The organism is Anaerococcus hydrogenalis DSM 7454 (genome assembly GCF_000173355.1).
Taxonomy (GTDB): Bacteria; Bacillota; Clostridia; order Tissierellales; family Peptoniphilaceae; genus Anaerococcus; species Anaerococcus hydrogenalis.
On sequence record NZ_ABXA01000005.1, the window covers coordinates 1 to 12,243 of the forward strand.

A 12,243-nucleotide genomic window follows, 5' to 3' on the forward strand; every position below is an offset into this window, starting at 1 on the left:
GCTTCTTCTGCTGCAGTTTGGGCCTTGCTTGCTTTTCATTTGCTTCGCTTGCTTCGGCTTGGGCTTTTTGAGCGGCTGCTTTTGCTACTTTTAGCTGATTTTCAATTTCAGATTTTTCTTTTGTTAGATTTTCTTTTCTTTTTCTAATTTTTTAATGTTTTCTTCTGCTTTTGAAAGACTAGCTTTTGCTTCTTGTGCTTCTTTTGCTGCTTTTCTTTGCCTTGTTCGCTTCTTCTAAATCTGTTTTTGCTTTTGCTAATTCTGTTTCAGTAGCTCCGCTTGATTTTTTTTAGATTTTCTAAGTTTTCTTCTGCAAGTTTTTGGGCTTCTTTGGCTTTTGCTTCTGCTTCTTGGGCTTTTTGTGCTGCAGCTTGGGCTTCTTTTACAGTATTTTTTGACGTCTGCTTCTTTGGCTTTGGCTATTTCTTCTTTAGCTTTTCTTTCTGCTTCTTCTGCCTTGGCTTGAGCTTTTGATTTTTCTTCTTCTGATTTTGTTTTGTCTTTTTTTGCTTCTTCTGCTTCTGCTTGGGCTTTGTTTGCTTCTTCTTGAGCTTGTTGTGCTTTTTCTTGTGCAGCTTTTGCTTTTTCGTTGGCTGTCTGAGCTGCATCTTTTGCTGCTGATGCTTCTTCTTTTGCCTCTTTTGCTGCTTGCCTTGCTGCTTCTAGTTGTCCTTGTATTTCTTCTTTTTCTTTTTTAAGCTTTTCTATATTTTCTTGCGCTTTTTCTAAATTAGCTTGGGCTTCTTGTGCTTGAGCCTTTGCATCTTTTGCTTCTTTTGCAACTTTTTCTTTTTCTTGATTTGCTAGAGCTAAATCTTTTTTAGCTTGATCTAAGTCTTTTTGTGCTTTTTCTTTTTCGGCTTGGCTTGCTTGATTTGATTTTTCTAATTCTTCTACTTTAGACTTGGCTATTTGTTCACCTTTTTTAGCAAGCTTTTCTGCTTCTTCTGCTTGGGCTTTTGCTTGATTAGCTGCTTTTACTAATTCCTTAGCTTTATTATTAGCTGCTGCTATTTTAAGTTGAGCATTTATTTTAGCGTTTTCCGCTTCTAATTCTGCTATTTTTTCTTTTGCTTGAGCTTCTAATACTTTTGCTTCAGCTTTTTTCTTTTCTTGCTTAGATAATGATGCATCTTTTTTTGCTTCCTCAGCTTGTCTTTTAGCTTCTTCTGCATCTTTTTTCGCTTTTTGTAGATCTCTTTCGGCTTCTTCAGCTTTACTGTTAGCTTCTTGTGCATCTTTTTGTGATTTTTCTATTTCCAATTTGCTTTTTGCTAGGGCATCTTTAGATTCTTGGGATGCTTGTTTTGCTTTGTCTAACTCACCTTTAAGTCTTCTTATTTCTTCATCTTTTTCTTTTGTTAGATTTTCTTTTTCTTTTTCAAGTTTTTCTATACTTGCATTTGCTTTTTCTAGATTAGCTTGGGCTTGTTGTGCTTCTTGTTCTGCTTTTTCTTTTGCCTTGTTCGCTTCTTCTAAATCTGTTTTTGCTTGAGCTAGTTCTGTTTCAGTAGCCCCACTTGATTTTTGTAGATTTTCTAAGTTTTCTTCTGCAACTTTTTGAGCTTCTTTTGCTTTTGCTTCTGCTTCTTTTGCTGCTTCTGCTGCTGTTTTTGATGCTTGTACTGATTTTTCTGCTTCTTCTTTTGCTTTGGCTATTTCTTCTTTTGCCTTGTTTTCAGCATCTTTTACTTTTTCTAAGGCAAGTGCTTTTTCTATTTCTGATTTTGTTTTGTCTGCTTTGGCTTCTTCTGCTTCGGTTTTAGCTTTGTTTGCTTCTTCTTGAGCTTGTTGAGCTTTTTTATTTGCTTCTTCTGCTGATGTTTGAGCATTATTTGCTTTTTCTTTGGCTTCTTCTGCTTCAGCATTTGCTTTATTTAAGGATTCTTTAGCTTGTGCTAGTTCCTTTTGTAATTTTTCTTTTTCTTGACTTTCATCTGCTTTTTCTTTTTCTAATTTTTAATGTTCTCTTCTGCTTTTGAAAGACTAGCTTTTGCTTCTTGTGCTTCTTTTGCTGCTTTTTCTTTTGCCTTGTTCGCTTCTTCTAAATCTGTTTTTGCTTTGGCTAATTCTTTTTCAGTAGCCCCGCTTGATTTTTTTTAGATTTTCTAAGTTTTCTTCTGCAACTTTTTGAGCTTCTTTTGCTTTTACTTCTGCTTCTTTTGCTGTTTCTGCTGCTGTTTGTGCTTCTTTTACAGATTTTTGAGCTTCTTCTTTGGCTTTGGCTATTTCTTCTTGCGCCTTTCTTTCTGCCTCTTCTGCCTTGGCTTGAGCTTTTGCTTTTTCTTCTTCTGATTTTGTTTTGTCTGCTTTGGCTTCTTCTGCTTCGGTTTTAGCTTTGTTTGCTTCTTCTTGAGCTTGTTGAGCTTTTTTATTTGCTTCTTCCGCTGATGTTTGAGCCTTGTTTGCTTTTTTATTTGCTTCACTTGCTTCGGCTTGGGCTTTTTTAGCAGCTTCTTTTGCTTCTGCTAGCTGATTTTCAATTTCAGATTTTTCTTTTGTTAGATTTTCTTTTTCTTTTTTAAGATTTTCTATATTTTCTTGAGCTTTTTCTAGGCTTTCTTTTGCCTCTTGAGCTTGAGCCTTTGCATCTTTAGCTTCTTTTTCAACTTTTTCTTTTTCTTTGTTAGCTTGTTCAAGATCTGTTTGAGCTTTTTCTAAATCTTTTTGTGCTTTTTCTTTTTCAGCTTGACTTGCTTGATTTGATTTTTCTAATTCTTTTACTTTATCTTTAGCAGCTTGTTCACTTTCTTTGGCTAGTTTTTCTGCTTTTTCTGCATTTTCTTTAGCTTGATTAGCTGCTTCTACCAAATTATTTGCTTGATCCTTAGCTTCTTCTATCTTCCTTTCAGCATCTTTTTTAGCTTTTTCCGCCTCTAATCTTGCTGCTTTTTCTTTAGTTTGAGCTTCTATTACTTTTTCTTCAGCTTCTTTCTTTTCTTGCTTAGATAATGATGCATCTTTTTTTGCTTCCTCAGCTTGTCTTTTAGCTTCTTCTGCATCTTTTTGAGCCGCTTCTAAGTTTTCTGCAGCTTTTTTGGCTTTTTCTTGTGCAGCATTTGCTTTTTCATTGGCTGCCTGAGCCTCAGACTTACTTTTTTCTAGGGCATCTTTGGATTTTTGAGCTGATTTTTTAGCTTCTTCTAATTCACTTTGTAATCTTTTTATTACTGCTTCTTTTTCTTTTATTTGCTTCTTTAATTCTTCAATTTCTTTTTTTAGGTCTTCGTACTGGTTATCATTATCAGTCTTAACGGTCACTAAATCCCCTATATCAACTAATATGTAGGACTTATCTGGATAAACAACTTTTATTTTTTTGCCATTACTAAAGTCTAAGTAAGATACATGAGGATTTACAGCCTTAACATTTTGTGTTATCGCAGACCTATATCTACCAATATTATTTATATCTTCAACAGCAGTTTTTGAAGGTTTGACAAAAGGATAACGATCACAATCTTGCTTTTGTCTTAGAATTTGGCTAAATTCAATATAATTTGAGCTACCATCCCTATAAGTAATCTTAACACTATGACCATCACTACTCATTCTAACACCATAATAGTGAGGGTTAAGTTTTTTGATTACAGAAATAATATTTTCTTCTTCTTCATAGCTTAAACTAAGAATATTATCAACTGCTATTTTTTCATCTGGTAAGATGGCTGGATATTTTTCACTATCTCTTTCTTCCTCAGGGGTAGCTCCACTTGAACCATCGGTTTCTATATTTTTATTTGATACTTGCCAACTTCCATCAATAAGAAATTCAACCTTATCTTTAGTTGATACTTTTGGCTGGATATATAAGTATTTATCCTTATGGACTCCCCAGACCTTTCCAGAATAATATCCTTCTTTAATATCTTTTCCTTCCCTTACCTGTCTATATTCTACTCCATTAATTTTTACACCATTAATGCTTCTTAGTTTATCTCTATCATGCTTATATTTAAATTTAGTATAATCATCATCCTTAGAGCTTCTTTCGCTATAACTGTCAGCATAGCTCACAGAATAATTTTTTAAAACATTACTCTGATCATTAATCAAACCACTAAAATTTATTACTAAAGCTAAGCTTGCAATACCTGCAATACTTTTAACACTTTTCATAATACCTCCCATAATATATGTTGTTATTCATTGCTATATTAATAAATATTTAACAAGAAGTCAATGATAATGATTATCTGTATTATTTATGTAAAAGGTGTATATATCTTTATAATAGATATATATTATATTCTTTATTATGATTTCTTATATCAAATCTTCTTTTTTTCATTGTTAAAATTATATTATCCTATAAATTTATAAAATAAGAAAATTTATTTATTTTTATTATGTTTTATCTTAACCCCCTTTTTAAAGCAATTAATCAAAAATTTATATAATTAAGTTAGTATTAATTTTATGATAGATTTTAATAAAAATATTCTTTCCTATGACAAGCCTTATAAAGATAGGAATTATAAGATCATAATAGATCAATCTGTCGACAAAATTAAAACTTGAAAATTTTGAACAGATAAAAAACTTTGATTTTGTTTGTTTATCCCGATTTATCGTACCTAGTAAGTTAGGATATTTCATAAGATTTCTCCATCACTTACACTAAAACACTTTTGCTTCGTAAACTTATTTGTGCTTATAAAAACTAATTTGCTTTGCAAATTTTTCCAGGCTTTCGCACCAGTTTTCAGGATTTGTAACCGAGGGCAATGGTTATAAATCTTCTTAGTTTTATAGATAATTGTACCAAGTCAAGCACAATCATCTAGTCGAGATATTTTATAGTTTAATTTTATTTTTTTATATTTTAAACTTATATACTTTTACAAATTTATGAAATTTTATTTGAAATTTTCTAAAATATTATTTATTGATACTTTTATTTGTATAATTTTGATTATTTTGTTTGTATAAATCTTTAAGTTCTTTTAAAAATTGAAAAATATATAAAATAAAAAATACCCTCCTTACTGCTTATACAGTAAAGAGGGTAAATAAATTACAATTGCCTTCCTTATTCAAAAAACCATTTTAAAATCCTTATGGCCTTAGCCAATCTGGTAATTGTTGACTATTATCCCTATTATCTTTTCTTTCATTTTTTGGATTTGCTTCTTTAAATTCTTCAACTTTTGATGAATCCATTGTAAATTCGAAATCTACTGATTTTTTCTCCCCAGATCTAACAATTTGAACTTTTGCCTTATCTCCAATACTATAATTTAAAAGAAGTTTTTTAAGATTTGACATATCTTTTACTTTTTCTCCGTCAATTCCTACTATTATATCTCCTTTTCTAAAATAATTTCTTGCATCATCAGATACAGATTGGACATAAACTCCGTCTTCGCTTCCTACAGTTTTTGGATCAATATTATTAGATTGTAGTAGTAAGTCTAAATTTATTCCAGTAATTCCCAAATATACTGAATTAAATTTTCCATTTTTTGAAATTTCACTTATAACTTTTTTTGCTAAATTTACAGGTATTGCAAAGCCTATTCCATCAGAATTTCCAGCCTTAGCTGTATTTATTCCTATAAGCTCTCCCTTAGAATTTAACAAGGCTCCACCAGAATTTCCTGCATTTATTGCAGCATCTGTTTGCATTAATCCATCCATTTGAGCACCATTTTTAAATGATACAGTCCTATTTAAACCGGAAATAATTCCACTTGTAACTGTTGATTGTAGTTCAAGTCCCAATGGGTTTCCGATGGCTACTGCCTTATCACCTACATTTACCTCATCACTATCACCCAAATCAATAGGATCTAGGTTATTTGCATTAACTTTTATAACTGCAAGGTCTAGGGTTGGATCGTTCCATACAAGTTTTGCCTTTTTTGTTTTATTATTTGAAAATAAAACATTAATCTCACTTGCATCTCCATTTCCAATTACATGGGAATTTGTCAAAATATATCCATCTTTTGTTACAATGGAACCTGAGCCTACCCCTTCAACATATCCTGTTTGGGGACCAAAAATAGTATTTTGTGTAGCCTTAGTTTTTGTTGTAATTCCCACAACCGAATCTATACTTTTTTTAACTACAGCCCTTTCCATTGTCACATTATCATTTGGATTTATATTTATCACGCTCTTATTTTTTTCATTAGAATTATTTAAATCTTTTTTATTATCCTCTGCCTTAAAAGAACTTCCAAGTAAAGAAAATACCAAAAATCCTCCTAAAACAGCTCCAATAAGTCCTGAAAGAAAATTAGAAAATCCACCAGAACCTTTATTTCTTCTAGCCATATATGCCTCCTTTATTCTTTATATAATTATTCTACAAAAAAGTGTTAATAATATGTTATATATTTTTAGGTGTCTTTTATATTTTTATCAAAATAAAAAGCTTGAAAAAACAAGCTTTTTACACAATTTAAATATACTTTTTTAAAATGATTTTAATAAGACAAGCTATTTTCTAATCACTGTCCCTGTCTTTTTTTCTAAGGCTTCACTTGCTTTTTCTAGAGATGTTATTAGGGCTACTCCCTCGTCAGATTTTTCTACAAAATCTATGCAGGCCTCTATTTTGGGTAACATGGATCCAGGTGCAAATTCTCCTTGGTCAATGTATTTTTTAGCTTCTTTTATTGTCATTTCATCTATTTCTTTTTGATTTTCTTTTTTGTAATTTATCATCACCTTATCAACAGTTGTTAATATTAATAGCATATCTGCCTTTAAGTCTTGGGCTAATAAGGATGATGACCTATCTTTATCTATTACAGCTGAGATTCCAGTAAGGTTTTGGCCAGTTTTTATTACTGGTATACCTCCACCTCCAACTGTAATTACTAGATTGTTATTTTCTAATAAGCTTTTAATAACATTAATTTCTATTATTTTTTTTGGTAAGGGGCTTGCCACTACCCTTCTATATCCTCTTTTTGCATCTTCTACATATAGATATCCATTTTCTTTAGCCTTATCCTCAGCTTGCTTTTTTGTTAAAAAGTTTCCTATTGGTTTTGTTGGATTTTTAAAAGCCGGGTCATCTTTGTCAACTAATACTTGGGTAAGGATATAGGCTACTTCCTTTTCTTTTTTCCTATTTTTTAATTCGTTTCTTATAGCTTGTGAAAGGTGATAGCCAATATAGCCCTGACTCATTGCCCCACATTCAGCAAAGGGCATATCTGGTGTATCTCCACCCTTATTTGCTGCAAATTCCATGGCATTATTTATCATACCTACTTGGGGACCATTTCCATGACCTACTGCTACATTATATTTTTCTGATAAATCTACTATTATTTTTGCTGTCTTTTTTACTAATTCTACCTGCTCTGAGGGGGTATTACCTAAGGCATTTCCCCCAAGAGCTATAACTATTGTTTTTTTTCTCATTTTTATTCCATTTTTTATTTTAATGTTGCATACATTATGGCTTTTATTGTGTGCATTCTATTTTCTGCTTGATCAAAGACCTTACTTTGTTTTCCCAAAAACACCTCATCTTTTACTTCCATTCCATCAAGGTCGAATTTATCCCCAAACTTTTCATAAATTTCTTTTCCTGTTGTTGTTTGAAGATCGTGGAAAGATGGAAGACAGTGTAGAAAAATTGCATCCTTATCAGCAAAATCCATAACTTTTTGATTTACTTGATAAGGGTGTAGGATTTCAATTCTTTTCTCCCATACTTCTTTTGCCTCTCCCATGGAAACCCAAATATCCGTATATACTACATGGGCATCTTTTGCTCCCTCTTCTACATCTTCTGTAAATTCAACCTTTGATCCGTGAACTTTTGCAAATTCTTTGGCTTCTTTTACTAGCTTTTCATCTGCCCACAATTCTTTTGGCCCACATCCTGTATAATTTATGCCAAGTTTTGCACATGCAACCATTAGGGAATTACTTACATTATTTCTGCAATCTCCTATAAATACAAAATTTAAGCCCTTAAGATACCCAAAATTTTCTTTAATTGTTAGCATATCTGCTATCATTTGTGTTGGATGAAACTCATCCGTTAGGCCATTCCATACAGGAACTCCTGAATATTTAGCTAATTTTTCAACTAAAGTTTGGTCAAATCCCCTATATTCAATTCCATCATAAAACCTGCCCAATACTTTTGCCGTATCTTCAATTGATTCTTTATGGCCCATTTGGCTTGAATTTGGATCAAGATAAGTTACACCCATTCCCAAATCCATTCCTGCTACCTCAAATGAACAACGTGTCCTAGTTGAAGTTTTTTCAAATAATAAAACTATATTTTTCCCCTCAAGGTATTTATGAGGACTTCTTGTCATTTTTAATTTCTTAAACTCTTCACCTAAATTTATTAAATATTTTATTTCATCTTCTGTTAAATATTTTAATCCTAATATACTTCTTCCTTGTAAATTTACTGGCATAATAATCTCCTTAATTTTATATGATAAATTTATTTTATTTGATTTTTTTGTTATGATTTTGTTTGTTTTATAAGTCTCTTTCAAGAGGCATTGACATACACCTTGGCCCACCACGACCTACAGTTAAATTTGATGCATCTAATTCTAAAACTTCAATACCTGCTTTTCTTAATGCCTTATTTGTTACAGTATTTCTCTTATAAACCAAAACCTTGCCTGGAGCAAGAGTTAGGGTATTAGACCCATCATTCCATTGCTCTCTCTCAGCCGCTATAGGGTCCCCTCCTCCACATGGGATTAGGCGAACATTTTTAATAGCTAGGGCATTTGCTAAAATTTGATCTAAATTTCCAGAAGCTTTTTCTATTTTTAATTCATTTTTTAAGGAATCTTTAGATAAAATCTTAACCTCCATCTTTTTAATAATAGCAGGATGGTAAGTAAAGGCATCTATATCTACTTGGGTGAATACAGTATCTAAATGCATAAAGGACCTATTATGGGGGATTTTTAAGGCGTAAATCTTTTCAATCTTATTTTCATAATCACCAAAAAATAATTTTTCAGCTAATAATTTAATAGCCTCAAACTGAGTTCTTTGTGAAATCCCAATCAATAAAGTATGATCATTACCATTTAAAACATCCCCACCTTCTATATGGTAATCATTATCCCTACCGTAAAAAATAGGAACATTTTCCCTATAAGCTGGATGATATCTAAAAATATAATCACAATAAATAGTTTCCCTATTTCTTGTCATCGAATACATCTTATTAAAGACCAGACCATTTCCTATACTTGTAAAGGGGTCTCTTGTAAAATATAAATTTGGCATAGGATTAATAGCAAGATAAGACTTACCAACTTCCATCTTATCAAGATCTTTATCCTTAAAAAGTCCCAATTCTTTTAAGGTCAAACCTGCCATAGTTTTTTCTACTAATTTTTTATTATCTTTAATTTGTTCAAAATATTCTTTAGACATTTCTAATAATTTCTTATCACTACAGCCTGTTTCTTTCAGGTATTGATCTAAGAAAATTTCTCTCAAACTTTCATTACAATCAAGAGTTTCAGCCATCAAATCCTCAAGATAAACAACATCAACCCCCTCATCTCTCATAATTTTTGTAAATCTATCATGTTCTTTTTGACAAGAAGTTAAATCCGGTATATCATCAAACAAAAAATTTTCAAGATTAGAAGGTGTTAGATTCAATAACTCTTCACCAGGTCTATGAACTAAAACTTTTTTAAGAGCTTTAATTTCACTTGTAACTTGTATCTTAGCCATACTTCCTCCTAGAATACAATTTAACAAAAAATAATCCCAACCCAAACATAAATTCATAACTCTTATACTAATAGTATACATCATAAAAATATATTTAGTGAAAATTTAAAAAAATTTCTTATTTTATATGATAATAATTAAAACTTAGGGGAAAAATAAATTGAATCTTAAAAAATAATAAAATTAAAAAAATCTCACTAAAAAACTAAAAAAAGACAGCTTACAAATAATGTAAATAAGCTGTCTTTTAAATCGTGGCGCGGCATTGAGGATTCGAACCCCAGGCCTACTGGTCCGTAGCCAGTCGCTCTATCCAACTGAGCTAATACCGCTCGAATTATTATATATGTAAAATCTAAAATCTTTACAATTACCTAAAATTATTAAAAGGTAGAATTTAAATTTAAAAAAATATTAATATTCAAATAAGAATATTAATTATAAAAATAACAAAAAATAATAAAATAAAAATGGAGCGGGTGAAGGGAATCGGACCCTCGCAACCAGCTTGGAAGGCTGGGGCTCTACCACTGAGCTACACCCGCAAGTAATAATTGGAGCGGAAGACGGGATTCGAACCCGCGACCCTCGCCTTGGCAAGGCGATACTCTACCACTGAGCCACTTCCGCATATATTTGTGGGAAGAAAATTTATGAAAGTTTAAAACATCTTCCCATTTATTTAAGTAAATATGAAAAATTATAATATCAAAGCAAAGCTTTAATATGGAGCTGATGATAGGACTTGAACCTACAACCTATTGATTACAAATCAATTGCTCTACCAATTGAGCTACATCAGCCTATTGGATTTCAATAGAAATCCAAGTCCTATATTAGCCGGACAATATTTGGCGACTTAGATGGGATTCGAACCCACGACCTCTGCCGTGACAGGGCAGCATTCTAACCAACTGAACTACTAAGCCATAAAATAAGCACAAGACTTGTTTAATGGTGGAAGTAACAGGGCTCGAACCTGTGACCCCCTGCTTGTAAGGCAGATGCTCTCCCAACTGAGCTATACTTCCATTTTGTGACACTACCGGAATTTGAACCCTGTCCCCAGAGGAGTTTAAAATCTGAAAGATTTTAAATCTTCGAGATGAGCCGTTAGGCGAATCCGAAGAACAATACCGTCGTGACACGGTGGTTTCCCTCTAAAACGAAGGATAAAACTTTTTTAATATAAAGTTTAAAAATGGTGACCCTACCGGGATTTGAACCCGGGATACCGCCGTGAAAGGGCGATGTCTTAACCGCTTGACCATAGGGCCTCAATTAATATTATATTTATAAATCACACTTTTTTATCTTGCAGCAAGCTGCAAATGTCTTAGTCGGCTTGTTAACAAAGTTACAAGTAACTTTGAAACACCGCGACATCTGACCTACCAACAATTTATTTCATAAATTGGGTTAGGATCATAAACCGCTTGACCATAGGGCCTTAATATTTAAAGTGGTGACTCCACCGGGATTTGAACCCGGGATACCAGCGTGAGAGGCTGGTGTCTTAACCACTTGACCATGGAGCCAGAAGCTCCAGGCAAATATAATAAGCACAGAGCTTATAAAAAAATGGTAGCGAAGAAGAGACTTGAACTCTTGACACTCCGGGTATGAACCGAATGCTCTAGCCAACTGAGCTACTTCGCCACATGGTTGCGGGAGTAGGATTTGAACCTACGACCTCCGGGTTATGAGCCCGACGAGCCACCAAGCTGCTCCATCCCGCGATATAATATTCTTAGTATGAGCATCTTGTTTTATATTATTCTACACTTAGAAAAATAATAATTGGCGCTCAGGGTGGGGCTCGAACCCACAACCTACCGGTTAACAGCCGGGTGCTCCACCATTGAGCTACCTAAGCATTCCAATAAAAAATAAAAAAAATCTTATATAAATACCTTCTATTAAAATCAATAGAAGATATTTTATAAGTTTGGCAACTACCTAGTCTCCCGGGAGGTCTCCCTCCGAGTACCATCGGCGTTAGAAGGCTTAACTTCTGTGTTCGGTATGGGAACAGGTGTATCCCTTCTGCCATCGTCACCATATATTCAATATACTGTTTTAACCTTTTTAATCAATAGCTATAAATAATTTCCAGTCAAGATTTAAAGTTTAGTATCCATTAGCTTAATACATTACTGCACTTACACCTTGGACCTATCAAAGGTATTTTCTTTACCTACTCTAAGAAATCTTATCTTGAGGGTTGCTTCGTACTTAGATGCTTTCAGTACTTATCAATTCCGCACTTAGCTACCGAGCCATGCTAGTGGCCTAACAACTCGTACACCATTGGTGCGTCCATCCCGGTCCTCTCGTACTAAGGACAGCTCCTCTCAAATTTCTTACGCCCACGCTGGATAGGGACCGAACTGTCTCACGACGTTCTGAACCCAGCTCGCGTGCCTCTTTAATGGGCGAACAGCCCAACCCTTGGGACCTACTCCAGCCCCAGGATGAGACGAGCCGACATCGAGGTGCCAAACCTCCCCGTCGATGTGGACTCTTGGGGAGATAAGCCTGTTA

General features: G+C 33.3%; 6 protein-coding genes, 11 tRNA genes and 2 rRNA genes. All 19 read right to left on the reverse strand.

Annotated features, from left to right (window positions below; translation table 11 throughout):
- Positions 1 to 255 precede the first annotated feature (255 nt).
- Positions 256 to 1,263: a coiled-coil domain-containing protein gene (locus tag ANHYDRO_RS09815; RefSeq protein WP_004812653.1), complete on the reverse strand. Its 1,008-nt coding sequence runs from the start codon at positions 1,261 to 1,263 to the stop codon at positions 256 to 258.
- 813 nt (positions 1,264 to 2,076) lie between these two features.
- Positions 2,077 to 4,119 (reverse strand): hypothetical protein, encoded by a 2,043-nt coding sequence (locus ANHYDRO_RS09820; protein ID WP_039913694.1) that lies wholly within the window; start codon positions 4,117 to 4,119, stop codon positions 2,077 to 2,079.
- 939 nt (positions 4,120 to 5,058) lie between these two features.
- Complete coding sequence (locus tag ANHYDRO_RS01240) at positions 5,059 to 6,282, reverse strand: S1C family serine protease (RefSeq protein ID WP_004812661.1); 1,224 nt, start codon at positions 6,280 to 6,282, stop codon at positions 5,059 to 5,061.
- A gap of 165 nt (positions 6,283 to 6,447) precedes the next feature.
- Entirely contained in the window at positions 6,448 to 7,383 is a 936-nt protein-coding gene (arcC, locus tag ANHYDRO_RS01245; protein ID WP_004812663.1) for a carbamate kinase, read from the reverse strand.
- Positions 7,384 to 7,397: 14 nt separating this feature from the next.
- Positions 7,398 to 8,402: an ornithine carbamoyltransferase gene (gene argF, locus ANHYDRO_RS01250; RefSeq protein WP_039913701.1), complete on the reverse strand. Its 1,005-nt coding sequence runs from the start codon at positions 8,400 to 8,402 to the stop codon at positions 7,398 to 7,400.
- Positions 8,403 to 8,469: 67 nt separating this feature from the next.
- Positions 8,470 to 9,699 carry an arginine deiminase gene (gene arcA / locus ANHYDRO_RS01255; RefSeq protein WP_039913697.1) on the reverse strand — a complete coding sequence of 410 codons (1,230 nt, stop codon included), beginning with the start codon at positions 9,697 to 9,699 and terminating at the stop codon, positions 8,470 to 8,472.
- Positions 9,700 to 9,954: 255 nt separating this feature from the next.
- A tRNA-Arg gene (locus ANHYDRO_RS01260) sits at positions 9,955 to 10,031 on the reverse strand.
- 139 nt (positions 10,032 to 10,170) lie between these two features.
- Positions 10,171 to 10,244: transfer RNA gene (locus ANHYDRO_RS01265), tRNA-Gly, on the reverse strand.
- Positions 10,245 to 10,254: 10 nt separating this feature from the next.
- A tRNA-Gly gene (locus ANHYDRO_RS01270) sits at positions 10,255 to 10,329 on the reverse strand.
- Positions 10,330 to 10,426: 97 nt separating this feature from the next.
- Positions 10,427 to 10,502 (reverse strand) — tRNA-Thr (locus ANHYDRO_RS01275).
- A 49-nt stretch (positions 10,503 to 10,551) separates the two neighbouring features.
- A tRNA-Asp gene (locus tag ANHYDRO_RS01280) sits at positions 10,552 to 10,628 on the reverse strand.
- 26 nt (positions 10,629 to 10,654) lie between these two features.
- A tRNA-Val gene (locus ANHYDRO_RS01285) sits at positions 10,655 to 10,730 on the reverse strand.
- Between the two features lie 171 nt (positions 10,731 to 10,901).
- Positions 10,902 to 10,976, reverse strand: a tRNA-Glu gene (locus ANHYDRO_RS01290).
- A 186-nt stretch (positions 10,977 to 11,162) separates the two neighbouring features.
- A tRNA-Glu gene (locus ANHYDRO_RS01295) sits at positions 11,163 to 11,237 on the reverse strand.
- A 44-nt stretch (positions 11,238 to 11,281) separates the two neighbouring features.
- Positions 11,282 to 11,358: transfer RNA gene (locus tag ANHYDRO_RS01300), tRNA-Met, on the reverse strand.
- Between the two features lie 3 nt (positions 11,359 to 11,361).
- Positions 11,362 to 11,438, reverse strand: a tRNA-Met gene (locus tag ANHYDRO_RS01305).
- A gap of 62 nt (positions 11,439 to 11,500) precedes the next feature.
- Positions 11,501 to 11,575 (reverse strand) — tRNA-Asn (locus tag ANHYDRO_RS01310).
- 70 nt (positions 11,576 to 11,645) lie between these two features.
- A 5S ribosomal RNA gene (rrf, locus tag ANHYDRO_RS01315) occupies positions 11,646 to 11,762 on the reverse strand.
- A gap of 49 nt (positions 11,763 to 11,811) precedes the next feature.
- Positions 11,812 to 12,243: ribosomal RNA gene (locus ANHYDRO_RS01320) — 23S ribosomal RNA — on the reverse strand; the annotation flags it as partial.